Origin of the sequence: Bacillus paramycoides (assembly GCF_001884235.1) — a bacterium.
GTDB classification, from domain to species: Bacteria; Bacillota; Bacilli; order Bacillales; family Bacillaceae_G; genus Bacillus_A; species Bacillus_A paramycoides.
Map to the genome: position 1 here is coordinate 1 of NZ_MAOI01000008.1, position 25,984 is coordinate 25,984.

The 25,984-nt window shown below is 37.1% G+C and carries 23 protein-coding genes; 13 read left to right on the forward strand and 10 right to left on the reverse strand.

What is annotated here, in order from left to right:
- Window positions 1-152 precede the first annotated feature (152 nt).
- Together BAU28_RS00655 and cydA are read right to left on the reverse strand one after the other, a co-directional pair.
- On the reverse strand, window positions 153-1,178 hold the full coding sequence (locus BAU28_RS00655; protein ID WP_071717422.1) for a cytochrome d ubiquinol oxidase subunit II: 1,026 nt from the start codon (window positions 1,176-1,178) through the stop codon (window positions 153-155).
- Window positions 1,171-2,526 carry a cytochrome ubiquinol oxidase subunit I gene (gene cydA, locus BAU28_RS00660; protein WP_048370217.1) on the reverse strand — a complete coding sequence of 452 codons (1,356 nt, stop codon included), beginning with the start codon at window positions 2,524-2,526 and terminating at the stop codon, window positions 1,171-1,173. Before cydA ends, BAU28_RS00655 begins: the two co-directional genes overlap by 8 nt.
- Before the next feature lie 271 nt (window positions 2,527-2,797).
- Between cydA and BAU28_RS30275 the strand changes: the two genes are divergently transcribed.
- Both BAU28_RS30275 and BAU28_RS00670 read left to right on the forward strand, forming a co-directional pair.
- Window positions 2,798-2,947 (forward strand): hypothetical protein, encoded by a 150-nt coding sequence (locus BAU28_RS30275; RefSeq protein ID WP_002174240.1) that lies wholly within the window; start codon window positions 2,798-2,800, stop codon window positions 2,945-2,947.
- An 88-nt stretch (window positions 2,948-3,035) separates the two neighbouring features.
- Window positions 3,036-4,121: a transcriptional regulator gene (locus BAU28_RS00670; protein ID WP_071717423.1), complete on the forward strand. Its 1,086-nt coding sequence runs from the start codon at window positions 3,036-3,038 to the stop codon at window positions 4,119-4,121.
- Window positions 4,122-4,209: 88 nt separating this feature from the next.
- Here BAU28_RS00670 and BAU28_RS00675 read toward each other — a convergent pair whose 3' ends face one another.
- On the reverse strand, window positions 4,210-5,094 hold the full coding sequence (locus BAU28_RS00675) for a LysR family transcriptional regulator (RefSeq protein ID WP_071717424.1): 885 nt from the start codon (window positions 5,092-5,094) through the stop codon (window positions 4,210-4,212).
- Window positions 5,095-5,229: 135 nt separating this feature from the next.
- Here BAU28_RS00675 and BAU28_RS00680 point away from each other — a divergent pair, with 135 nt between their 5' ends.
- Window positions 5,230-7,230, forward strand: coding sequence for a YhgE/Pip family protein (locus BAU28_RS00680; protein ID WP_071717425.1), 2,001 nt, complete (start codon window positions 5,230-5,232; stop codon window positions 7,228-7,230).
- 57 nt (window positions 7,231-7,287) lie between these two features.
- Here BAU28_RS00680 and BAU28_RS00685 read toward each other — a convergent pair whose 3' ends face one another.
- The 3 genes from BAU28_RS00685 to BAU28_RS00695 all read right to left on the reverse strand — a co-directional run bounded on the left by BAU28_RS00685 (window position 7,288) and on the right by BAU28_RS00695 (window position 10,422).
- Window positions 7,288-7,668: a VOC family protein gene (locus BAU28_RS00685; protein WP_071717426.1), complete on the reverse strand. Its 381-nt coding sequence runs from the start codon at window positions 7,666-7,668 to the stop codon at window positions 7,288-7,290.
- 190 nt (window positions 7,669-7,858) lie between these two features.
- Window positions 7,859-9,016 (reverse strand): acyltransferase, encoded by a 1,158-nt coding sequence (locus BAU28_RS00690; protein ID WP_071717427.1) that lies wholly within the window; start codon window positions 9,014-9,016, stop codon window positions 7,859-7,861.
- A gap of 188 nt (window positions 9,017-9,204) precedes the next feature.
- Window positions 9,205-10,422, reverse strand: a complete 1,218-nt coding sequence (locus BAU28_RS00695) for a dicarboxylate/amino acid:cation symporter (protein ID WP_048370231.1) — start codon at window positions 10,420-10,422, stop codon at window positions 9,205-9,207.
- Between the two features lie 224 nt (window positions 10,423-10,646).
- Here BAU28_RS00695 and BAU28_RS00700 point away from each other — a divergent pair, with 224 nt between their 5' ends.
- The 8 genes from BAU28_RS00700 (at window position 10,647) to chbG (ending at window position 17,205) form a co-directional block, all read left to right on the forward strand.
- Entirely contained in the window at window positions 10,647-10,949 is a 303-nt protein-coding gene (locus BAU28_RS00700; RefSeq protein WP_033719674.1) for a PTS sugar transporter subunit IIB, read from the forward strand.
- Between the two features lie 14 nt (window positions 10,950-10,963).
- On the forward strand, window positions 10,964-12,265 hold the full coding sequence (gene celB, locus BAU28_RS00705; protein ID WP_002174232.1) for a PTS cellobiose transporter subunit IIC: 1,302 nt from the start codon (window positions 10,964-10,966) through the stop codon (window positions 12,263-12,265).
- A 9-nt stretch (window positions 12,266-12,274) separates the two neighbouring features.
- On the forward strand, window positions 12,275-12,592 hold the full coding sequence (locus BAU28_RS00710; RefSeq protein ID WP_002174231.1) for a PTS sugar transporter subunit IIA: 318 nt from the start codon (window positions 12,275-12,277) through the stop codon (window positions 12,590-12,592).
- 396 nt (window positions 12,593-12,988) lie between these two features.
- Window positions 12,989-13,291, forward strand: coding sequence for a PTS sugar transporter subunit IIB (locus BAU28_RS00715; protein WP_048370233.1), 303 nt, complete (start codon window positions 12,989-12,991; stop codon window positions 13,289-13,291).
- A gap of 16 nt (window positions 13,292-13,307) precedes the next feature.
- Window positions 13,308-14,615: a PTS cellobiose transporter subunit IIC gene (gene celB / locus BAU28_RS00720; RefSeq protein WP_071717428.1), complete on the forward strand. Its 1,308-nt coding sequence runs from the start codon at window positions 13,308-13,310 to the stop codon at window positions 14,613-14,615.
- A gap of 182 nt (window positions 14,616-14,797) precedes the next feature.
- Window positions 14,798-15,121: a PTS lactose/cellobiose transporter subunit IIA gene (locus tag BAU28_RS00725; RefSeq protein ID WP_025148178.1), complete on the forward strand. Its 324-nt coding sequence runs from the start codon at window positions 14,798-14,800 to the stop codon at window positions 15,119-15,121.
- Window positions 15,122-15,124: 3 nt separating this feature from the next.
- Window positions 15,125-16,450 (forward strand): 6-phospho-beta-glucosidase, encoded by a 1,326-nt coding sequence (gene celF / locus BAU28_RS00730; protein ID WP_071717429.1) that lies wholly within the window; start codon window positions 15,125-15,127, stop codon window positions 16,448-16,450.
- A 50-nt stretch (window positions 16,451-16,500) separates the two neighbouring features.
- Window positions 16,501-17,205 carry a chitin disaccharide deacetylase gene (gene chbG / locus BAU28_RS00735; RefSeq protein ID WP_071717430.1) on the forward strand — a complete coding sequence of 235 codons (705 nt, stop codon included), beginning with the start codon at window positions 16,501-16,503 and terminating at the stop codon, window positions 17,203-17,205.
- 191 nt (window positions 17,206-17,396) lie between these two features.
- Here the strand turns inward: chbG and BAU28_RS00740 are convergent, their stop codons facing one another.
- Entirely contained in the window at window positions 17,397-18,578 is a 1,182-nt protein-coding gene (locus BAU28_RS00740; protein ID WP_071717431.1) for a chromate transporter, read from the reverse strand.
- Between the two features lie 189 nt (window positions 18,579-18,767).
- On the opposite strand from BAU28_RS00740, the gene exsM reads away from it, so the two are divergent.
- Window positions 18,768-19,181 carry an exosporium regulatory protein ExsM gene (gene exsM, locus BAU28_RS00745; RefSeq protein ID WP_071717432.1) on the forward strand — a complete coding sequence of 138 codons (414 nt, stop codon included), beginning with the start codon at window positions 18,768-18,770 and terminating at the stop codon, window positions 19,179-19,181.
- Between the two features lie 92 nt (window positions 19,182-19,273).
- On the opposite strand, the gene BAU28_RS00750 is transcribed toward exsM, so the two are convergent.
- From BAU28_RS00750 to BAU28_RS00760, 3 genes are all read right to left on the reverse strand, one after another.
- Window positions 19,274-21,952: a sigma-54-dependent transcriptional regulator gene (locus tag BAU28_RS00750; protein ID WP_071717433.1), complete on the reverse strand. Its 2,679-nt coding sequence runs from the start codon at window positions 21,950-21,952 to the stop codon at window positions 19,274-19,276.
- 104 nt (window positions 21,953-22,056) lie between these two features.
- Window positions 22,057-22,794, reverse strand: a complete 738-nt coding sequence (locus tag BAU28_RS00755) for a polysaccharide deacetylase family protein (RefSeq protein WP_048370247.1) — start codon at window positions 22,792-22,794, stop codon at window positions 22,057-22,059.
- Between the two features lie 219 nt (window positions 22,795-23,013).
- Entirely contained in the window at window positions 23,014-24,087 is a 1,074-nt protein-coding gene (locus BAU28_RS00760; protein ID WP_048370249.1) for a glycosyltransferase family 4 protein, read from the reverse strand.
- A gap of 452 nt (window positions 24,088-24,539) precedes the next feature.
- Here BAU28_RS00760 and BAU28_RS00765 point away from each other — a divergent pair, with 452 nt between their 5' ends.
- Entirely contained in the window at window positions 24,540-25,910 is a 1,371-nt protein-coding gene (locus BAU28_RS00765; protein ID WP_071717434.1) for a UDP-glucose dehydrogenase family protein, read from the forward strand.
- Window positions 25,911-25,984: the final 74 nt, after the last annotated feature.

A 25,984-nucleotide genomic window follows, 5' to 3' on the forward strand; every position in this document is an offset into this window, starting at 1 on the left:
CCGCATTAACGGGCAGTAAGACTCCCACCTCAAAATTCGGCTGTAAAGCAAAGGAGTTAGGTGGGAGATCAACTGCTCGTAAAAGCCCGATTGGTTCAACTAATAATCAGTGGGGGATGAACAAAACCCCCACTGATTAAAGTTTCACTTTATTATTTTTCCTTCAAAAAAGTTCGATCCTTCAAGAATAAATTCCAGAAGAAAATAAATCCTGGTAGTAAAATTGCAATCCCGATTGCGTAAAGAATAAGCAATGCATAAAATGTTTCGGTCGTCGTAAAGCTGGTAAATACAGTTACATCTGGGTAAATGATATATGGTAAATGCGCGACGCCGTAAGCGTAGCTTGCAAATGCATACTGAGCGACAACAGCTAAAACTGCAATACGAGGGAAGCCTAGTGTACCGTATTTTTTATTTGTCCACCAAAGGGAGGAATAGCCGATAACAAATAAAACGATAGAAACTGTAAACCATGGGAATTGTTTTATTAATCCCTGCATAAGCCAGTGTGTTTTAGGGTCCATTACAACGAGAGCAATAATAGCAGTAACAAGCGTTGCGGGACCAAGTATGATGGCATTTCTTCTATAAATTCGGTACGTATCTTCAGAACCTTGTTCTCTCGCAAAATCAGCAAGGAAGAGAGAAGAGAGAAATAGTTCCGATGTTAGTCCGAAGAGCATATAACAATATATAACGGGGCTAGAAAGAAGCTTTCCATAAAGGAGCACTTCTTTTCCTTCAGACATTGTAATATAGGCGCCCTCTGTGACGGGTAGAACGGTAATTAATAGAGCTGGAATTAAGAGTCCAGTAATACCTGAAATAATACGAAGAAGATGTTGGTATTTCGGCAAAGAGTAAGCAAATACCATAAATGTACTTCGAATCGCAACGAGTACTAAAATTAACATAACTGGTACGAACATAACCGTTGCAAGGGTAAAGGCTGCTTTTGGAAAGAAACCGAGAAAAGCGACTACGACAAAGACGAGAAACGTATTTGTTACTTCCCAAGTTGGTGATAAGTACCGATTGGCAAGCTTTGCAGCGAGTGTCGGATGTTTAGCGTATACCATGCCCCAAAAACCAGCTCCAAAATCAATGGACCCTAATATACTATATACGAAAATAAGAGCCCATAAGATGATGATTGCAATGCTTTCCTCATGCACGAGAATCGCCTCCTTGTTGATGTAAATCGTTCTTTAGCGGATGTCTCTTAAAGAATGTCCGTAGTACAAAGACTGTTAAAATAGCGAGTCCGATGTATAAAATGATGAATAGGACAAATAAAGGACCGACGAAATCGGCACGTGTAGCAGCATCTAACGTACGTTGCATACCATAAATTGTCCATGGTTGGCGACCACTACAACTGAAAATCCATCCGAATTCAATACCGAGCATCATAACAGGTCCACATGCAGCAGTCGCCCAAAGAAGCCATTTCGGTAACTCCGCTCCTTTTTTTCGATAAACAAAGTACCAATACATAAGGGCAATAGCTGCGACAGCAAAGGTAAATGTAGCAGAGCCGACCATTAAATTAAAAAGCGTATGTGTATAAAATGGTGGCCACGTTTCTTGCGGGAATTCATTTAGCCCTTTTACGACGGTACTAGGATCGAGTCCGACTAATAAGCTGAGCATGTTTGGAATTTCGAGTGCATAGTTTAGTTCAAGGGTATTAGGATCAACAACCCCGCCAATTGATAAAGGAGCATGTGATGTCGTTTCAAATAAAGCTTCAGCAGATGCTAGTTTTTCGGGTGAATGTTTATGTAAGGCGATAGCAGACTCGTGCCCTGAAAGCCACATCGTAGCACCAGTAATGAAAGTAACGACAAGTCCTAAAAGTAATCCTTTTTTATGATAAGCAATTTCACGTGCGCTTATATTTCGTTTCAATAATTTAAATCCGGCGATAGAGGCGATAACTGCTGCTCCAGTTGCATATGCCGTAATAACAACGTGGAATGCACTTGTACCAAAGCTCGGATTAAAGAAAGCTTTCCACGGATCAACGTTAAAAACTGAGCCATCCGGACTCATTGAAAAGCCCGCTGGTGTATTCATCCATGTATTTGCTGATGTAATAAGCACGGCGGATGCAGTGGCACCAAGCATAACGAAAAAGAGCGAGACTAACCTCATAAATGGAGGTAGTTTATCAGCTGCATATACGTAAATAGACATGAATAAAGCTTCCAAAAAGAAGGCGAAAATCTCAATTTGAAAGGGAACGGAAATAACTTGACCAACAATTTTGGCGAAGCCAGGCCAAAGAAGTGAAATTTGCACACCAACAATTGTTCCAGTTGGAATTGCTACACCGAGAAGGATGGCAAAAGCCTTTGTCCATCTTTTTGCCATAATGGCATAGTCAGAATCCTTCTTCCAGTGATACAATATTTCACTTATAAAAATCATTAAAGACAGTCCGACTCCAAGCGTTGCAAAGATAATGTGGAATGCTAGTGAAGAACCGAAAAAGGCCCTTGCTAATGTTACAGTATCCATATGTATGCTCCTCTTCTCTTTTTGCCATTATTTTCTGATTGAATTGGAAGATTTATTCAAAAAAACTACCAAAAATATGTGTGTATTTAAAAAGTGAGTATGGTAATATGATTTTGAAATATTCGAAAGAGAAAGAAATATAAAAATCGGTAATATTTTGTTTGTTTTTTAGCAGGTAATATTTTATAATCTTTTATGCGAACATAAGTTCTATTTAGGCGTGTTACGTTTATAGAATGAAGAAGTTTATGTGAAATGGAGAGGGTGTCTTATGTATCCTGAAGTCATTAAAAAGATGGCATTTTCAAAAGAGCATAGAGATTTATTATTAAAGTTGTATAATAAAGAAATTACGCGTCGTGAATACGATCGACTTGTGGAATCGCTATATAGACCTTCTAAAGAAGCTTGTGAAGGATAATGGAGGAGACAATCTAAAGGATTGTCTTTTTTATATTTGTGTATGTTCTAGTAAAATTAAGGTTAGTCTTACTAGGGAGGTGAAAAGTTTGCGAAAACGTGTATATATAGGGATTGGAATTATTGTCTTACTTGCTTTAGGAGGAATTGTGTTTTGGGCGGCTTTACAAGGAAATCGTACGGAACGTTTTATTTTAAGGCATATGGTAAATGAAAATGGGACACTTGCAACGTACCGTTTAGCAGATACAAAGGCAGGAACAGGTGAGGCGAAAGGCCACGAAGCTTTATCGGAATCGGCAGGATTATGGTTACAGTATACGCTGGATAAAGATGATCAAGCATTATTCGATGAACAAGTAAAGGTCATTCAAAATTATTTTGTACATAAGGATCATATCGTTTTATGGAAAATCTCTGAAAAAGGGGAAATGCAGTCAGCCACAAATGCACTTATAGATGACCTTCGTATTATTGAACAATTATATCGGGCTTATGAAATGTACAAGGAAGAGCGTTATAAACATTTGGCAGATCAATTGAGCGATGCTGTACTTCGGTATAATAAAAAAGATAATTATTACGTTGATTATTATGACGTAGATGCAGGTAGACAAAATAAATTTACAACAACATCTTACATAAATCCTCATGCATTCTCTTATATGAAAAGGTACGGAAAAATTTCTGCTGAACAATATCAGGAAGTTGTTCAGTTTTTAGCTAATTATCCGAGAAACGGTTGGGCATTTCCGAAAGAGTATAAAGAAGATGGTACATTTACGTATGATAAAGAAGTGAATCTTATTGATCAATCGTACGTTGCTTACCATCGTAGTCTAGGTGGTCTTTCATCAGATGCTTATTTGGAATTTATAAAGAAGAAATTCCACGAGGATGGAAAGTTATACGGTCGCTATAACTTAGAAACGGGAAAACAAGCTGTGAATTATGAATCACCAGCCTCTTACGGTTTAACTATTTTGTATGTACTACAAACAGGTGATACAAAGTTTGCTAAGGAATTGTATGAACGGATGACTACATTCCGAAATGATAATGTATTTAGTAGATATTACGGTGGATATGTAACAGGTGAAAATAATAATACACATATATTCGATAATGTATTGCCACTTCTAGCTGAAATGGAACTGGAGAAGAGTAAGAAATAGAAGGTGCCATCCTAGGGGATGGCGCCTTTTTATGTTTGTCGTTATTTGTTGATAAGTCGATATTCCTTGTCAAAACGTCGATATAATTTCATGTACTAATAGTAGAAAAGTACTTGATAACAAACTTACGAAATTGCTGGGCAGTTTTTGATAAGTAACGTTTCTTTGACCAACTTAAGCCGATTGTTCTTTCGCAATTGGGTTCAATAATACGTAGCTTATTTGATGCTAAAGTAGAGTTTTTCAATAAAGTTAAGCTTGGGACAAAGGCGACGCCAAGACCTTGTTTAATAAGGTCGCTAATAACGGTTGGTTCATCTACTTCAAACGCGATATGCGGAGTAAAACCAGCTTCTTTGCAAAATACATCTGTTAAGTGTCGGAATCCGTAACCAGTGTTCATACTAATGAATGGCTCGTCTTTTACTTCATGCAGATGAATGCTTTCGCGGTTTGATAATCGATGGTCTGAAGGGACGACTAAGAAAATTTCTTCTGTGATAAGTGGTTCCCAAACAATTTCTTCTCCTTCAATTGGCACAGAGGAAATGCAAAAATCAATCTCCTTATCATCTAGTTGCCGTTTCATAGAAGGAGTAGATGCGAGGAATTGTTGGAATCGTACGTTAGGATGTTCTAATAAAAAAGAACCGAGGAGTTCCGGTAATATTCTCGGGATAGAAACGGCTAGTGTAATAGAGCCTTGTTGTAATTCTGCTAAATCTTTAATTTCTCGTTCTCCTTCACTTAATTCATGAAAAATACGTTCTACTCGCTTTAAAAATACTTTTCCGAAAGAGTTTAGTGTAATTTTTCGACCTTGGCGATCAAATAAAGGGACACCTAAGTCCTTTTCTAGTCTAGCGATTGTTTTGCTGAGTGAAGGTTGTGCAATGTGCAATTCTTCGGCAGCTTTCGTCATATGTTCTAACCGTGCAACAGTTTGAAAATATTTTAATTGAAGAAGTTCCATTTTGAATCTCCTTTCTATAGACCAAAAGGAATGAATTGATAATTAAAGATGTATTATACAGTATGAAAGGTGACGTGTATAGTAAATCTGTTAAACCATTCGAAGAGTGTTAAATTAGAAGAAGGAGTATTTTTCATGAAGGGAATTCAACTTATATTTAAAGATTGGAAGGCGATGTGGAATCATAAACATGGACGTATCGCTTTAATTTTTTTACTAATTGTTCCTTTAATTTATGCGGGATTCTTTCTAGCTGGATATTGGGATCCATACGGACGATTAGATAAATTACCTGTTGCGGTTGTTAATTTAGATAAAGGTGCTGTGATGGATGAAAAAGCGATCCACGCTGGAGACGATTTTGTAAAAAATTTAAAAGAAAACAAGGAACTAGCTTTTCATTTCGTATCAGAAAAAAATGCCGATGAAGGGTTAAAAGAAGACAAATATTATATGGTCGTTACAATTCCAGAAGATTTCTCGAAAAAGGTAAGTACACTAATGGATGAGAAACCAGAGCCGGCACAGCTACAATATAAAGTAAATCCAGGTAAAAACTTTGTAGCAGCTCAAATTGGAACGACAGCTGTTGAAAATATGAAAACAAAAATCTCAAATAGCATTACAAAGTCTTATACAGAAGGTGTCTTTTCAAAGTTTCAAGATTTGGCGCAAGGTTTGAATGATGCAAGTAATGGTGCTGGAAAATTGCATGAGGGAACGACAGACGCGAAAAACGGAATTAATGAGCTTTCTAGTGGTATTAACCGTTTAAGTGATGGCGCAAATCAGTTGAAAGAAGGTAGCGATAAGCTTGCGGCTAGCCAAGGGGCGTTAACCGGAGGAGCGAATGAACTGAGCCAGGGAGCAACATCTCTTCATAATGGAATGGAGTTGCTAACGGAAGGTGAGAAAGGGCTACAAGAAGGAGTTAGTAATTTAAGTGCTGGAACAAATGAATGGATAAGCGGAAATGAAAAGTTAGCGGAAGGACAGGCTAAGGCAGATGAAGCGGCAAATGCGGTCAAAAAGCAATTAGAAGAGTACGCGAAAAATCATCCAGAAGTACAGCAAGACCCTGCCTTTCAGCAAATTGTTGCTACTTCTAGCGGATTAGCTAAAGCAACAAATACATTAAATGCTAGTCAACAACAATTGACGCAAGGTGCGAGGAAGTTAACTGACGGGCAGCATAAGATTGAAGAAGGTATGAATACATTCGGAGTTAAATTAAATGAAGCGACGAGTGGAACAAAAAAAGTAGCAGATGGTGCGGCAAATTTAGCTGATGGATTCACGAAGTGGGGAAATGGATTTACATCATTACAAGAAGGTGTAAATCATCTTGCGAGTGGCGGAACGGAGTTAAATAATGGCGCTGGAAAGTTAACAGATGGACTTGTTAAGCTCGACGATGGTGCGAAGGAACTTTCTACGAAATTGGGAGAAGGCGCAGAGAAGATAGCGAATGTTCGTAATGATGATGCGCGTAATGCGATGTTCTCAGAGCCAGTTCAATTAGTGAAGTCAACCGTTTCTGACGTACCTAACTACGGTTCAGGAATCGCGCCATATTTCTTATCACTGGCATTCTATGTCGGTGGAATTATGGCATCGAATATTTTACCTCTTGGACGTAGGCAAAATATGAAGGTAAGCGGGACGGTACATTTTATAAATAAATTAGGCTTAGTATATTTAATTGGATTAATTCAAGCATTCCTTGTAGATACGGTTGTGCTTGGATTTATGAAATTAGAAGTCGCAAGTGTACCACTGTTCGTGTTATCAAGTATTATTATTTCCTTTACGTTCATGACATTTATTCTTATGTTAGTAACGGTATTCGGCATTGTTGGGAAATTTGCAGCGGTAACGCTTCTCGTCCTTCAATTAGCGACGAGTGGAGGTACTTTCCCAGGAGAGTTAAATATAGCAGTGCTTAGCAAAATTGGACAGTTTCTCCCAATGTCTCATTCTCTTAGAGGATTACAAGATGTTATCTCGTTAGGGGATTGGTCGCAATTACGAATGCAAATTTTAATTTTATTATGCTACCTTGTTGTCGCTGGTGGAATTGCCTGGATCACGAGTCATATACAGCATAAGGAAACGAATGCAGAGCAAGTTTCATAATATAAAGAAGCTATCCGTACAAAAGGTTTCATTACGACCTTTTCGGATAGCTTTTTCTTATTTCTTTTCCATAACTGCAAAGTAATTCTGTTCGCTGTCAGCAAAGTTGAATGCTCTACCTGTAGGTAAGTCCATAATTTTCCCAACTGTCACGTTTTTCTCAGAAAGATCTTTATAGAGTTGATCTAGGTTATTAGAGAAGAACATTAATGAAGGGGTATTTAAGTTTAATTCAGGTTGCATCTTCGCGATTAACGCTTTATCGTGAAGGACAATACTTGTTGCTGCTTCTTTTGTTGGAGCGAGTTCAATCCAGCGAAATCCTTGTCCATTATTTTCTTCAGCAATGATTTGGAATCCTACTGTTTCTGTCCAAAATTGTACTGCCTCATCTTGATTGTTTACATATAACATAATTTGTCCAACTTGATTGATCATAGCTGTCTCTCACTTTCTTTTCTCATATGAAATATTACCCCGCATTAACAGGCAGTAAGACCTCCACCTTGAAATTCGGCGAATGCGAGGAAGTTAGGTGGGAGATCAACTGCCTGTAAAAGCCCGATTGGTTCAACTAATAATCAGTGGGGGATGGGGCCCCCACTGATTAAAGTTTCACTTTATTATATCAGAGATATTGTTTAAATACTTTTTCATGATTCTTTCGGAGTGAAATCCTCGTCCATTTCATCTTCGTTGTAGGCGAAGGTCCTGTAATCCACGTGTGAAATGGTAGTATGCTAACAATAAACATAGTTGCAAGAGAAATTGTGGCCGTTACTATAAATAGTAATAGGCTATATAATATTGTGTTTTCTTGCAGTGCGAATAAGGAAAGAAATTTTGTACATAGTTGCAAGAAGAAAAAATGAGCTAAATAAGCACCGTACGTGTAATTCCCGATAAATCGTAAAGCTTTATATAAGAAACCACGTCGCTGTACAATTGTAATAGATAGCACGTATAGTATGATAATTTCGCATACAATATATAGAAACATTGATGGTTTTAAATAGGTAGAAACAGTTAAATGAATAGAGTTTGCACCGTAAAAACTAAATAACTCATAATTGATAAATAAAAATAAAACGAAAAATAAGATTGTCACAAGTGGGATATGTTTCATTACAAATAAGCGCCAAGTTTTTAATGCTACAGCTGCTATTCCTCCCATAACGAAATAGAATGAATAGAAGAAGAAAGAACGATCTGTGTAATGTAAAATGGTTGAGTTAGTCAATTTCTCTCCATTGAAAATGTAGTGGGAAGAGTACCACATTAAAAGAAAATATAGACAAGCGAAAATGGTCATATATTTATATATGTCTTTTTTATTTTCTGTTCGTTTTTGAAACCAATAAAATAGTGTGCATAGTAAAGGGAACAATAAGTGAATTTGGAACATCATAATTACGTACCAAAGATGAGGTGCGGCCGTTCCGAGTAATAAACTTTTTATTCCACTTTGCATTGTAACGATTTCATTTGTTGTTAATAGGTAAAGAATAGACCAGAAGAAATAAGGAATAAGTAAATGTGAGGCTTTTTCATAAATATATTCTGTATAAACGAGTTGTTTCGTATATTGCCGAATTAAGTGAAATCCGACGATAAATATGAATGCAGGTGCTGAAAACTTTACGAGATTAAATAACATACCCATAATGAGGGATTGCTCAAGTAAGATGTTCCCTTGATTCATTGTATATAATAAGGAACTTTGCAAAACGACAGCAAGAAATGCAATGCTTTGCAAAACTTTAAATTCTGGTGCGCTTTGTGTCATCATGTCCATCTCCTTTTCCATACATGATTATAGTACGGAGAAGGGATGAGAGATGTGGAATATTTGTGAAGATTGTAACAAAATTGTGGCGGGATGGAATTATATCGATGCAAAATCAAATATATCGGCGTTTCGACAAATCACAACGAAAAAGAGGATGCTCAAAACGAGCATCCTCTTTCTATATATTAAGCAAATTTATTTTTGATCCAGTTCTTACCTTCTACAAGGCGAGCTGTCATTACGGCACAAGCATTATCTCCTGTTACGTTTAACATCGTTGCAGGAGGATCGATGATTGTACTGATTGCTGCGATAATTGGCAACGCTTCTGGAGGGAAGCCGTATAGAGAAACGATTAACATTTCACCAATCATACCCCCGCCTGGAATTGCACCCATTACTGTTCCTACTAATAGAGAAACGACAAGTGCGATTGCTAATGTTTTCGGTCCTTCGAATTCCATGTTGAAAATACCGAATAAGAAAGCAATTTTTAATACGCCACCTAAAACAGATCCGTCTTTATGAAGTGTAGATCCAAGAAGGACAACTGTTTCACGAACGTCAGAAGAAATCCCCATTTTCTTCGTTGCTTCTAAGTTCGCGGGAATACTTGCGGCACTACTACAAGTTGCAAGTGAGGTAACAGTAGGAGAAACCATGTTCTTCCAAAAAACTTGTACACCTTGTTTGCGACCTGCAAGGTACGCATAGAATGTAAAGAATACAAAGAAGTAAATAAGAGAAGCTGGATAGTATACCATTGCCGCTCGGAAGTAAGTTCCAAGAAGTTGTGGTCCGAATTCACCAACTAATGCTGCGAAGTAAGCAGCTAGTCCGATTGGAGCGTAGTACATAATGAAAGATACAACTTTCATTGAAATTTCTGCACCAGCTTGTAGAAACGTAGCGAATGGTTTTCCTTTTTCGCCAACTGCTGAAGTTGCGATCCCCATTAAGATAGAGAAGAAAATAAGTGCTAACATGTTCTCGCGAGATAGTAACTTTGAAAAGTCTGATACTGTTATGATACCGACAATTTGATCAGCGACGCTAACAGCTTTTTCAGCTTTATCAGGCTGTGTTAGTTCTAATACAACACCTTGTGCTGGCGGGAATACTTTCACGATGATAATCATAAAAATAGCAGCTAAAATACTTGTAAATAAGAAAGTTCCAGCCATACTAGACATAATTTTACCAAAACGTTTTAGTCCATCCATATTGGCAATAGATGACGCGATGCTAAAGAAAACTAGGGGTACAACAATCGTAAACATTAAGTTTAAGAAAATGTCACCAAGCGGCTTTAAAGCAACTGCATCGGCACCCATGAAATAACCAATGAAACCACCAATTAGGATGGAAGATAATAAAATAAGTGGAAAGCGATATGCCTTCATTAATATACCCTCCTATCGATTGTAAAAAAATCATACGGAATTATTATAGCGAGTTAGGGTCCTCTTTACTAGGAAAATACAGATAGATAGAATAGCGTGAAAACCGAGAAATTTTTGTTTTTAAGCTCGGCATACAGCAGGAAATCTAGACATATATATTTGTAACCTAGTGGTGGTAAGGGATGGGCCATAACTTAGGTTTAGAAAAAGGGGAGGGAAGTGGAATGAATATTTTGCTTTGCTGTGCAGCGGGAATGTCTTCCAGTTTGATTGTTACGAAAATGGAGAAAGCGGCACAGGGAATGGGGATAGAGGTGAAAATTTGGGCTGTATCAGGTTCAGAAGTGCGAAATCATATTGATGATGCAGATGTACTTTTACTTGGGCCACAAGTACGTTATTTATTACCGAAAATGAAAGAGTTATGTAAGGAAAAAGGAATACCTGTTGATGTCATTCAATCCGTCCATTACGGACTTTGTAATGGAGAAGCTATCTTGCAAGCAGCTTTGTCAATGAAACCATGAGGAGAGTGGGATAGATGATTGGGTTTTTAGAGAAATATGTGATGCCAGTAGCAGGAAAGGTTGCCGAGCAGAGACATTTGCAGGCGATTCGTGATGGAATTATTTTGACGATGCCTTTCTTGATTATTGGATCTTTTTTTCTTATAATTAGTGCTTTACCAATACCAGGATATAATGATTTTATGGCAGGCTTGTTTGGGGAGAATTGGCAGAAAGCTTTGGGGTACCCAGTCAGTGCAACTTTTAATATAATGTCTTTAATAGCTGTTTTTGGAATCGCTTACAGGCTTGGTGAGTATTATAAAGTGGATGCTTTAGCATCTGGTGCATTGTCACTTGTATCGTTTTTGCTTGCAACACCGTTCCAAGTTATGTATATGATACCAAATACAAAGGAAAGTGTACTTGTAGATGGAGTTATACCAGCTGCACTAATGGGAAGCCAAGGTTTGTTTGTGGCGATGATTATTGCAATTATATCTACTGAAATTTATCGATTTATTGTTCAAAAAAAGATGATTATAAAAATGCCAGAGACAGTTCCGCCGGCAGTAACGCGTTCATTCGCTGCGCTTATTCCAGGTTTTATTGTTGTGACGGTTGTTTGGATAATTAGATTGATTTTTGAACATACGACTTTCGGTAGCATTCATAATGTTGTAGGGAAGCTTCTACAGGAGCCTCTTAGCGTACTGGGAGCTAGCCTTTGGGGTGCAGTAATCGCAGTTATCGTTGTCCATGTACTTTGGGCGTGCGGAATTCATGGCGCTGCAATTGTTGGTGGTGTAATGAGTCCGATTTGGTTGTCATTAATGGATCAAAATCGAATTGCATTTCAGGCTGGGCAAGACGTACCGAATACGATTACTGCGCAGTTTTTTGATTTATGGATTTATATGGGCGGTTCTGGTGCAACACTTGCTTTAGTTGTAGGAATGTTATTATTTGCGCGAAGTCAGCAATTAAAAAGTATAGGCCGATTGTCGATTGCACCAGGTATTTTTAATATTAATGAAATGGTGACTTTTGGTATGCCGATAGTAATGAATCCAATTTTACTTATTCCATTTATATTGGTGCCAGTCGTATTAACGATTGTTTCTTATTTTGCAATGGAATGGGGATGGGTTGCACGTCCGAGCGGAGCTGCTGTACCTTGGACTACACCTATTCTCTTTAGTGGATATTTAGGATCAGGTGGGAAAATTTCAGGAGTTGTTTTGCAGCTCGTTAACTTTGCACTTGCATTCTTTATTTATTTGCCATTCTTAAAAATATGGGATAAACAAAAAGTAGCGGAAGAAAAGGGGGAGTAAATAACTGAAATGGATACGATAGAGATGAAAGTTTTTCATTTAATCTTGCATGGAGGAAATGCGAGAAGTTGTTCAATGGAAGCAATTGATTGCGCTAAGCGCGGTGAATTTAAGGAAGCGGAAGCTAAACTACAAGAAGCTTTAAATGAATTGCAAGAGGCGCACCGCTTACAAACGGAGCTCATACAGAAAGAAGCTGGCGGGGAAAAGACAGAGGTTACCCTGCTGATGGTACATGCGCAAGATCATTTAATGAACGCAATTACAGTGAAGGAATTGGCGAGTGAGTTTGTAGAATTATATAGGAAGATGTCAGTAGCTGAATGAACCTTGCTTATGCAAGGTTTTTTTATGTTTTTAAGAAACGAAGACCACATTATATTGGAAGAGAAACATTACATCACTAAATAGTGGGTTAAAATAAAGAAATAATTTTCGCTGAAAAAATTTTTTCGGTGTTTTTTTGTTTTAAACATAACTAGACAACTAAACACTAATCTATTTTCATACAGTTATGTGTTAAAAGCGTGTTGTTTTATAACACACTGTGTGTTTTTTCGATAACACACTATTTGAAAGCGGTAACACACAAAAGAATTGCTCGAAAAAACGCTGATTTTGGGCGTTTTAAAAAGTTGGCACGCTAATTGCATTAATAAATAGCGTAAAGAAAAATAAATAAATAAACATAAATTTTTTATACTACACAAGGGGGATTCAGAAATGAATATTTTATTATGTTGTTCAGCAGGGATGTCTACAAGTTTACTAGTTACAAAAATGGAAGCAGCTGCAAAAGCTCGCGGTCTAGATGGAAAGATTTGGGCTGTATCTGGGGATGCAGTAAAAAACAATATCGATGAAGCAGATGTATTATTACTAGGACCACAAGTTCGTTACATGCTTTCTTCAATGAAAACGCTTGCTGATGAGAAAAATGTTGGGATCGATGTTATTAACCCAATGCACTACGGCATGATGAATGGAGAAGCAGTTTTAGATCACGCATTAACACTTAAAAAATAATTAGGGGGGAAGCGAAATGCAAAAGTTTATTGCATTTATGGAGAAATATATTGTTCCTGTCGCTGGTAAAATTGGATCGCAACGTCACTTAGCTGCGATCCGTGATGGATTTATTGCAGTTATGCCACTTATTTTAGTTGGTGCACTTGCATCACTAATTAATGGTTTTCCATCTGAAGCTTTCCAAGATTTCATGAAAGGTTTGTTTGGTGAAACATGGAAACAAGTTGGCGGTGGAATGTGGACCGGTTCTTTCGCAATTCTAGCACTAATCATAGCATTTACAACAAGTTATAACTTAGCAAAATCTTACGGCGTTGATGGTTTGTCAGCAGGTATTATTTCATTTGGTGCGTTAATTATTCTTACACCAACAACACCGAAAGAAGGCGGATTGAACTTAGCTTGGACAGGTGCACAAGGGTTATTCGTAGCAATTATCGTGGCACTTCTTGTTACTGAAGTATTCCGTTTCTTTGTACAAAGAGAAATTACTTTTAAAATGCCAGATGGAGTACCACCGGCAGTTTTAAGATCTTTCGCAGCTTTAGTGCCAGCATTTGTTATCTTAACAGCAGTTGCAGGTATTCAATTGGCAGTGAAATTAGCTGGTACAAGTGTTCATGAATTCATCTTTAATACGATTCAATTACCATTGCAAAGTTTAGCAGGGACATTACCAAGTGCAATTGTCATTGTATTCCTTGTTCATCTTCTTTGGTTCTTCGGCTTACATGGCCCGAATATCGTTGGTGGTATTATTGAGCCACTATACTTACCGGCATTAGAGAAAAATATTAATTTATTCAAAGGTGGCACATCTGCATTTGATGTTCCAAACATTGTTACAAAACCATTCTTTGATACTTTCGTATATCTTGGTGGTTCTGGTGCAACATTAGCATTCTTAGTAGTGGTATTACTTGTAGCGAAAAGTGCACAATTACGCGGTGTATCTCGCTTATCGATTGGACCAGGTGCATTCAATATTAACGAACCAGTAATCTTTGGTACACCAATTATTTTAAATCCAATTTTATTCTTACCGTTTATCATAACACCAATTGTATTAGTAATTACTTCTTATACAGCTATATCTATTGGTTGGGTACCAAAAACAGTTGTGATGATTCCGTGGGCAACACCACCAATTATTAGTGGTTATCTTGTAACAGGTGGGCATCTTTCAGGTGCAATTCTACAGTTATTCAACTTTGTAATTGCGATGGTAATCTATTATCCATTCGTTGTATTATGCGACCGTTCTGTTGTTCGTACTGAAAAAGCAGCAGCACAAGGAAATGATAATTCTCTACCTATGTAACATAAAAATTGTTCTCACAGACAATATTGTCTGTGAGAACAATTACCTTTATATCATGTTCAAAAAGATGGAATACATCTACAAGAACACCAAACTATGATTAATAAAATAATAATTTAATAGACATGTTCAAACTGAAGGGGTATTTAAATCGGTTGAACCTTATAGAGAGGGCGGTAATTATGATGACTACAGCAGAACAAATTCCATTCCAATTGATTTTAAATAGTGGTAATGCAAGAAGCTATGCAATGGAGGCATTGCAATTCGCAAAACAGGGGAAAATGGCGGAAGCAGATGAGGCGATGGTAAAGGCGAAAGAAGCGATTAATGAAGCGCATCATTTCCAAACAGAGCTCATACAATCAGAAGCAAGAGGAGAAAAAACAGAAATTAGTGTTCTTCTAATTCATGCGCAAGATCATTTAATGAATTCTATTACAGTAAAAGAATTAGCAGCAGAATTTATCGACCTTTATAAAAAGCTAGAAGCGAAAGGGGAATAAAGCATGACTGGAATTAAAATTGCTACAATCGGCGGTGGATCTAGTTATACACCAGAGTTAATTGAAGGATTTATTAAACGTTATGATGAGCTTCCTGTTCGTGAAATTTGGTTAGTAGATATTGAAGCGGGAAAAGAGAAGTTAGAAATCGTGGGTAACTTAGCGAAACGTATGGTGAAAAAATCAGGTTTACCAATTGATATTCATTTAACACTTGATCGTCGTGAGGCATTAAAGGGTGCTGACTTCGTAACAACGCAGCTTCGCGTTGGTTTATTAGAAGCACGTGCAAAGGACGAAGCAATTCCATTAAAATATGATGTAATTGGTCAGGAAACGAATGGTCCTGGTGGTTTATTTAAAGCGCTGAGAACGATTCCTGTTATTTTAGATATTTGTAAGGACATGGAGGAACTATGTCCAAATGCATGGCTTATTAACTTCGCAAATCCAGCTGGTATGGTAACAGAAGCTGTACTTCGCTACACGAACATTCAAAGAGTAGTTGGTCTGTGTAACGTTCCAATCGGAATTCGTATGGGTCTTGCGAGATTGCTTGAAGTAGATGCAAGTCGCGTACACGTTGATTTCGCTGGTTTAAATCATATGGTATATGGATTAGACGTATACTTAGATGGTGTAAGTGTAATGGATCGTGTATTAGAGCTTGTAACAGATCCAGAAAAGCAAATTACGATGGAAAATATCGCTGGGCTTAATTGGGAGCCAGATTTCATTCGTGGTCTACGCGCTATTCCGTGTCCGTACCATCGTTACTACTATAAAACTCGTGAAATGTTAGAAGAAGAGAAAGAAGCTTCGATTGAAAAAGGTACACGTGCAGAAGTAGTAAAACAATTAGAAAATGATTTATTCGAGTTATATAAAGACCCGAATTTAGACATTAAACCACCACAATTAGAAAAACGCGGCGGAGCTTATTATAGTGATGCAGCATGTAGCTTAATTACGTCTATTTACAATAATAAAGGTGATATTCAACCTGTTAATACGAGAAACAACGGTGCAATTGCAAGCTTACCACATGATTCTGCTGTTGAAGTGAACTGTATTATTACGAAGGAAGGTCCAAAACCAATTGCGGTTGGAGATTTACCAGTACCAGTTCGCGGTTTAGTACAGCAAATTAAATCATTTGAGCGTACAACAATTGAAGCTGCTATTACAGGGGATTATCATAAGGCGCTACTTGCTATGACAATTAATCCACTTGTACCATCAGATAAAGTTGCAAAACAAATTTTAGATGAAATGTTGGAAGCACATAAAGAACATCTTCCACAGTTCTTTAAGAAAGTAGAGAAGTAAAGCGGCGCTATTTAGCCCGCTTTTTTCTTATATTAGTAGGAGGGATATAAGTGATTAAATTAATTGTAAATGCAGATGATTTCGGTCTTACGGAAGGGACGAATTATGGAATTATTGCTGGACATATAAACGGGCTTGTAAACTCAACGACGATGATGATGAATATGCCAGGGACAGAGCATGCTGTAAGTTTAGCGAAAGAGTATAAAGCGTTAGGGGTAGGAGTGCATCTTGTATTAACGGCAGGAGAACCGCTTCTTGGGGACGTACCATCACTTGTAAATAGCGATGGATTGTTTCATAAACAAAGCGTCGTATGGGGAGGCAATATAAATCCAGAAGAGGTAGAAAGAGAATGGACTGCTCAAATTGAGAAACTTTTATCGTACGGATTAGCACCAACCCATTTGGATAGTCATCATCATGTGCATGGGTTACCGATTTTACATGATGTTCTTGAGCGATTAGCAAGTAAATATAATGTTCCAATTCGTCGTTGTGAGAAAGAGCGAGCTGTGCACCCATTTTCCGATGTGTTTTACAGTGATTTTTACGCTGACGGTGTGAAGGAAGATTATTTTGTGAAGTTAAAAGAAAGAGTACAGGACGAACAAACGGTAGAAATTATGGTGCATCCAGCTTATATTGATCCAGAGCTTGTGAAACGTTCTTCTTACGTAATGGATCGTGTGAAGGAATTGCGTATTTTAACGGAGAGCGAGTTGCCTGAGGGAATGGAGCTTGTGAAGTTTTAATAGGAAAACGACGGCTAAATAGGGCCGTCGTTTTTTAGGTTTATCCCGCATTAACGGGCAGTAAGACTCACACCTCAAAATTCGGCAAATGCAAGGAAGTTAGGTGGGAGATTAACTGCCCGTAAAAGCCCGATTGGTTCAACTAATAATCAGAGGGGATGGACAAAACCCCCTCTGATTAAAGTTTCACTTTATAAAATGGACAGAACATATCCACCGAATGCTCCGAGTATAACGATAATCCAAGGTGGTGCTTTCCAAAAAGCGAGTAAACAAAAAAGAAGAGAAGCAAAAACGAAATCTACGGAATTCATAATTGTACTCGTCCAAATTGGATCATAAAAGGCTGCTAGTAAAATACCAACAACGGCTGCATTCACTCCAAGTAGTGCACCTTGTATGTAAGTTAACCTTCTTACACTGTCCCAAAATGGTAAAACGCCGATAATGAGCAGGAAGGCAGGAAGAAAGATAGCGATGGTTGCAATCGTAGCTCCCATTGTTCCATTTAGCACTGCTCCTATATAGGAGGCGAATGTAAATAGTGGTCCTGGCACTGCCTGTGTTAATCCGTATCCGGCTAGAAATTGTTCTTTAGTCATCATCCCGTTTTGTACAAACTCAGTTTCAAGAAGGGGAAGTACGACGTGCCCTCCTCCGAATACGAGTGCACCAGAGCGATAGAAGCTGTCAAATAAAGAGATAAAATAAGAGTACGGTCGTAATATTGGTAGTAGTATTAATAGTCCGAAGAATAAGATGAGACAGGAAATTGCAACCATTTTTGAAATAGGCACGTTTATTTTATTTGCTTGGCTAACGGATTGATCGCGATATAAAAACCAACCGATAAAGCCAGATACTATAATGAGAATGACTTGTGTCCAGCTACTTGGCCATAATAAGGCGATTGCGGCAGTTACAATTGCGATTGTTGCCCGATTTCGGTCCGGTGTTAACTTTTGAGCCATTCCCCATATTGCATGAGCAACAATTGCGACTGCTACAAGCTTCAGTCCGTGAATCCAGCCAGTGCTACCAAGTTCGAACTGGTTAAGAAATGAAGCAAAGAAAACTAAAACGAGCACAGATGGTAGAGTGAAGCCGATCCAAGAAATGACGGCCCCTAATAATCCACCGCGTAATAATCCAACCCCCATACCAACTTGACTGCTAGCTGGCCCGGGAAGGAATTGGCACAGTGCCACTAAGTCCCCATAACTTCGTTCATCCATCCATTTTCTTTTTTGTACGTACTCATGATGAAAGTAACCGAGATGGGCGACAGGGCCCCCGAACGAAGTAAGTCCTAATTTAAATGATACGAGAAAAATCTCTATAAGAGCTTGAAAAGAGTAGTTGTTATTTTTCAAAAGAACCTCCAAAAATGTTTTTCTATGTGCATTATACAAGAGGCAGTAAAGTGAAAGAAACGATTTTGATGTAAAGATTTTGTGAATCTTTTAATTGTAATTATAAATTGAAAAAGTCATAAATGATTATGTCTAAACCATAAAGTAGTAGAAGTAGTGCTGGGAAATTTATATAAGGAGAATGCCTGTATGACAACACATTTCTTTGCTAGGTTAACAGGGAAGAGGGAAATACCTCCTGTAAATACAGAAGCTTATGGTGTAACGGAGTTCATTTTTAGTGAGAATTTAAAGAAGTTGCAATATCGGGTCATATTGAAAAATATTGAAAAAGTTACATCATGCCAAATTCATTTAGGGAAAAAGGATCAAATTGGTCCAGTTGTTTTAAGTTTGTTTGGTCCGCTAAAGCAAGGAATTAGTGTGAATGAAGGAGTCGTTATTGGTGTAGCCAAAGTGGAGGATTTTGAAGGGCCTTTACAGGGGAGAGCATTTGACAGCTTACTTCAAGAAATAATGCAAGCAAATGTGTATGTAAATGTTGATACAAAGTCGTTTAAAAAAGGAGAAATAAGGGGGAGAATAAGGGAAGTAAAGAAGTAAGCGAAAAGGCTGTCCAAAAACATTTTGGAACAGCCTTTTCTAATTATAATGGGTGCTGTTGGTAAATCGATATATTTAAAAAATCGCCTAGTTTAATTTTTTACAGGTTGATTTTTGATAAAGAAGTCCATTACATAAAATACTTCGTCATCTGGTATTTGTATTTCAAATGTATTTTCAATGGGTTGCAACGCTTTTTTCACTTTCATATACATCCAGTACTCATCTTGTCTTCGTTTGTCTTTTTCAGGATGAGGGAGAAGACTTTCTCCTTTTTGAAGACGATCAACCATACAGCTCATATGCAAAATAACACCCATTAAACTATCAGGGGTTAGCTGCAAGGAGATGAGTTCTTGAATTGTATTTAATGCGTAACGAATTGTTTTAATGAGCAATGCACCATCATTACGCTGCATTTGTTGCTCAAGAATATCAGCCATTTTTGCATATGTTTCCTCGTACGTGATCAATTCTTGAATTGGCTGAATAGCTGTGTAGTTCACAATGTCTTGGAAATGATACGTTAAGCACGGTACTTGTACATTAAAATTCGTTACGATGCAAATGATATTGCGCTCTTTCTTAATGTTTTCAATCATTTTCGTTAAATCTTTTTCGTGGACGATGCTAATCGGAATAATTTCAATTAAATCTTTATCAAATCGTAAATAGTTCTCTAACATTTTTTGAATTGCTAAAGCACTTCCTTCACCAGTTAAACAAGCTGTTAAAATAACGGATTTCATTGGCGACAGTGGCTGTTTCTTTTCTTCCTGCACGTTTAAATAGAACGGTGTTAAGTTCTTCACTGTTTCATATAGTGCATCTAATGAATAACCGAGCTGAGCTTTTCGGGCAGCTTCTAGGGCGTGCGGTGTGCTCGTCATAGAAAGAACACGTACAGGAATTTTGAACTCGGTTTCTAATATATCACCGATATAAGCGAGCGATCCCATATCAACAAGTAAGAGAAGCCCGTTTACATGTTGAAGTGTTTTCATATACACCTTAACACGCTCTAAGAAATCTTTCGGTGATTCATGAAGCGGCATATCAATACCAGTTACTTCATCAATACCGAGAAGTTCGTTTGCAACGTTTGCCATTTCTGTTGCGATGCCATTACCGTGAGCTAATATTAATACTTTTACTTCTGTTTGTGAGGCAGGAATTGGATCAACAACGAAGAACATTGTTAAAAAGCCCGCTTCATCAATAGGCATTGTTATTTGTAATTCTTCCTCTAACAGCTGAATACATTGCATAGCTACGGAAAAAGCCTCTTTATATTTCGTACGAATTTGATTTAATTGTGGGTTGTGAATTTGTTTCCCACCTTGTAAACGTTGTAGAGTTGTCTGTACATGTAAACTTAAAGCGAGAAATACTTTTTCATCAAAAGTCTTAGATAAATGTTTTTCAGCTAGTTCCGCAATTTTTTCACATACGGAAACGATATTACGATCCACAATTTTAAAAACATTTTCATGGCTTGTTTTTTTAGACATTTGGTTAAAATATTGGACGAAAAAGCTTTGAATATCATTTTCTATTAGTAATTCTAATTCTTCTTCTTCAATGCCGCGTGCTTGAAGTTCTTCGTATTTATGGTCGATATAATCGTAAATGGAAGAACGGCTTCCTTCAGGTTCTGTTTTATGCTTACTCCAACCTTCATCACCTGTAAATACAAATGTTTCATTTGGTATTTGATATAGATGACGGCTCTTTCTTTCAATAAATAATCCTTCTTTCATATACCAAGGTAAATCTGTACTTGAAACACCGACAGAATCACGTTTCTTTGTTACGAAATCAGAATAAGCTTTCGCGCAGGCAATTTGTACATCTGTTTTCAATTGGCCAATGTTATTTGGACAATTGTAAAAAACGAAAGCCCGCATTGCATTTGGACTAACATGAATCTCTTTTCGGAGACGAATCGCTTCATTTGTGAAAAATAGCTGTAGTAAAGCAAAGCGTTCTTTATGCGTTCGCTCACGAAGTGGTGGAAGCGTAACGGTCATTGGAATACGTCTTGTAAATGTCTTTAATAAAAATGAGTTTGGTTCTTCTGTTGTTGCAGTAATGATTAATACTTGTGCTTTACGCTCGTTCTCTGTCTCTCCAAGGCGGCGGTATACTCCGCGGTCAATAAATGTGAAGAGCATTTCTTGTCCTTCTGGAGGCAGGCGATGGACTTCATCTAAGAAGAGGATACCTTCATGTGCCTTTTCAATTAACCCTTTTTGATCACTGGCACCTGTGTAAGCTCCTTTTTTTATCCCAAATAACTGTCCAAGTAGTAGTTGTGGATTGTTTGCATAATCAGCACAGTTAAAGACGATAAAAGGTGCTCCTTTTGGGAGTTGCTCTACTTCAATTGCGTATTCGTGCATTAAAGAAGCGAACATAGATTTCCCGACACCTGTTTCTCCAAGTAGTAAAGTGTGCATACCGTTTGGAGGATAGAGAATAGAAGCTTTCGCTTTTTCAATTGCAATTTTTAGGCTTGTATTTTCAATTGCAAATGTATCTAGTGAAGTGCCATTTGTTGAATGCGTTTCCAATGAAGTATTCGTTTCTATATAAAAACGAACAGGGCGTGTACTCGTTTTTAATAAACGTTCATCTTTCACAAGCTTGTTCAAATCGCTACTAACATTTGCACGGTCTAACTGTAGAAGTGTAGCGAGTTCTGATGCTGTTACACCTTCTGTATAATTCCCTTTTTGTATTGCGTTAAAAATGAGATCTATTCGTTTCATTTCTATTCACCTCGAAACTTCATCACTATTTAAAATTTTACACAAAAATGGGAAGTGTGGGAAGAGAAAAATAAAACAGCTTTAGTACATAGGCACTAAAGCTGTTACAATCTTGTGTCTTTCCAAAAATTCACTTCAAGATGGGAAGATGGATTGTATGGAAGTAGTTTATACCCTTGTGATTGCAAATAATCAATTACTGCTGGAAGTATTTGTACTGTGACACTAGAATCGTGCATTAAAATAACCTCCACTTGTTCATCGCTTTGATTTCGTACTCTTTCTAGTATTGCGGAAGGATTATCATAGCTTTTCCAGTCGTATGTATCAATTGTCCAATCCCACATTTTGTACTGGGCAGATACGAGTGCGTCGCGGTAATTCTTTTTTAAATAAGGCATACTACCGTACGGGACACGAACGAGATGTGTGTTTAAATTCGTAACTTGCTGGACGATATTTTGAGCTTGCTCCATTTCTGCAATTAAAACAGAGGGATCGCCAGTATAAAGACGTTTTACATCATGTGACATACTATGAAGTCCGATATAATGTCCGTCTTGAATCAACCGATGCATTGTTTTTTGATAATGTGGTACTTTCCCACCGATGACGAAGAAAGTTGCTTTGCCATTCTTCTCTTTTAAAATGTTTAAAATTTGTGTTGTATATTTGTTGGGGCCGTCATCAAATGTTAAGTACGCAATCTTTTGTATAGGAGAGTTGGTTTGAGTAGTTTGGTGATGTTCTGCTGGAATGGCCATAGTCGCTTCTGTATTCGATGATGCGTACATAGTAATAGTTGAAAATAAAATTATACATTGAAATACTCGCTTGATCATAACATTCACCCTCAGTTTGACAATCAAGATGTAAAAAAGAAATTTTGATATTTTCCTCATTATCATTGCTATACGTATATCTTTCTCCAATAGAGGGACTCTCAAACAATCTATATTTTGGAAATAGGGAATAAGGAGTAAAAAACAAAAAAATAGCATCCTCTTCCAAGAAAGAGGATGCTATTTGAATATTTCATAATAGTAAAGGCTATACTACAATTAGTCTTCGCGTTTTTTTACTTTTTTATAGAAGGAAATAATTGGTTTGTAACGTTCGTGTACAAGACCGATTACTTCAGCAATGATTTCTGTAAAGAAGATTAAAACGAAAAGAAGAATAATGGATAACCATAATGTCGCACTAGTGAAAAGGATTGCATTTATACTAAAGAAAATACCAAATGCGTAAATAATTAGTACCGTTTTACGATGAGAGAATCCCATTGCAAGTAAGCGGTGATGTAAATGCGATTTATCTGGTGCTGAAATAGGTTTTTTATTGACGATACGGCGGATGATTGCAAATGTCGTATCAAATACAGGTACACCTAAAATGATAACTGGAACGATAAAACTGAATAGCGTTACGCTTTTGTATAATCCAAGTAACGATATAACAGAAATACAGTATCCTAAAAATAGTGCTCCTGTATCTCCCATGAAAATTTTTGCTGGATGGAAGTTATAGAATAAAAATCCAATTGTACTTGCTAATGTAATCAGCGCTAGAGGTAATATAATAGCCGCTCCAGTGCCCCACGGACTAGTGAAGGCCATATATGCTAGCGTTGCAAGTACGATAGATGAAATCCCAGCGGATAATCCATCTAATCCATCAATTAAGTTGATGGCATTTGTAATACCTACAATCCAAAATACTGTAATTGGATAAGCGAGCCATCCGAGTTCAGTATCTCCAAGGATTGGAATATATAATACTTGCACTAATAATCCACTTTTTACAATCATGATGGCAACTAGTAGTTGTCCACCGAATTTTACCCTCGCAGATAGTTCGTACATATCATCTAAAATCCCGATGATAACAATGATGATAGCACCTAAAGTTATCGATAGCATTCTTTGTTCGTATAATCCACCGACAACAAATCCTACGGCTACACCGATGAAAATTGCTAACCCGCCAAGACGAGGCATAATTTTTTGGTGTACTTTACGCGCGTTTGGCTTGTCTGTTGCTCCTATTTTAAAAGCTAATTTAATAACTAAAGGAGTAACGACGAGTACAGTGATGAAAGATGCCAAAATGGCATAAATCACTTGTGAGTCCATTAATACCCCACCCTTTATAGTTTAACGTAATTTTTTTAGTGTATTTATCTGAAAATTATGATGTTTATTTACAGGCTCATAACATATGGTATCACAAAAAGATTAGAATTCAATCTTTTTTTCTTTTAGCGGTAAGTGGAAGTGAATAAAATATATGACAATGGTATATGGAATATTGAGTCGCTTGAGAAGGTTATTCATATTGTGACCTGTAATATGACATTGTAGTTGCTTCGTCTATAAAGAGTATTTTTACTTCAGTATTATTATAAGTGTTGCACGTAAAAATGAGTAAGTTTCGTGTTAAAATATGGAAATTTATATTTGGGATAGATTGCATCATTTAACTTTACAAAATCTTAAAAAAGAATAAAAAAGATAATTCATATAATAAAGAAGTAAAAGAGTTTTCTCATTCTTGTTGTGAGAGGGGGAAGCACAGGGAGAATTCTATGTATTCGTATATTTTCTTTTGTATATTCCTGTGCGAAAGGAAAATGAAAATTACGATAATAGGTGCCGGATATGTTGGATTGATTACAGGGGTAGGATTGGCGAGATTAGGACATTCGGTTACATGTTTTGATATAAATGACGAAAAAATTGAACGGATAAAACAAGGGAAGTTACCTATTTATGAATGTGGCTTACATGAATTAATAAATGAAGCATATGAGAATAACCATTTAACTTTTACAACAAGTAAATCGAAGGCTTTTAATAAGGCAGAATTTATATTTATTGCAGTTGGAACGCCATCTTTATTAGATGGCACAGCAGATTTAACGTATATTCGTAGTGCTTGTGATGATGTTGGAACATATGTGAATAACGATATTATTGTTGTTACGAAAAGTACGGTTCCTGTAGGTACGAATGATGTAATGAAGGGATGGATCGAGGAGAAGTTACAAGGCAGACATGAATTACATATCGTATCGAATCCAGAGTTTTTACGAGAAGGTTCTGGTATGTATGATTTTTTTCATGGTGATCGTATTGTAATTGGAGCAAATAGTGAGGCAGTTGCACGAAAAGTAGAGAATTTATATAGTGAATTATGTTTGAAAACGTATATTACAGATATTAGAAGTGCAGAGATGATTAAATATGCATCTAACGCTTTTTTAGCTACGAAAATTAGTTTTATTAATGAGATTTCGAATATATGTGAGCAAGTGGGTGCAGATATATTAGAGGTAGCTACAGGAATGGGGATGGATAAGAGAATTGGTGCATCTTTTTTAAAAGCGGGTATCGGATACGGAGGATCTTGTTTTCCGAAAGATACGAAAGCACTCGTGCAAATTGCAGGGGATGTTTCTCATGATTTTCGTTTGTTGAAAGCGGTCATTGAAGTGAATAATAAACAACAGTTGTTATTGGTTGAAAAAGCGAAGAAAGTAATGGATATGAATAAGAAGCGGATTGCAGTTCTTGGCGCAGCGTTTAAGCCGAATACTGACGATATTAGGGAAGCGCCATCCCTTATTATAATACAAGAATTAATTAATATGGGTGCGGATGTGGTTCTATATGACCCGCAAGCAATTCAAAATGTAAAAGATTTATTTGGGAAGGCTATACAATACGCTGGATGTATAGATGAATCGATTAGAGAAGCGAATGCAGTTTTTATCGTAACAGAATGGAAATCAATCCGAACTTATCCGTTAGAAAAGTATGTACAGCTTATGAGGGAACCTATTCTATTTGATGGGAGAAATTGTTATACTAATGAGGATGCTAAGAAGCATGGGATAGATTATTACTCTGTTGGGCGAAAAAACATTTGTAATAGTAATATTTCTATTATTCGTTAAAAAGTCTATTTCCCCATGCCTATTCTGATATGTCATAATAGAAGTTGTAACTAGTGAAAGAAAAGAGGCAATGA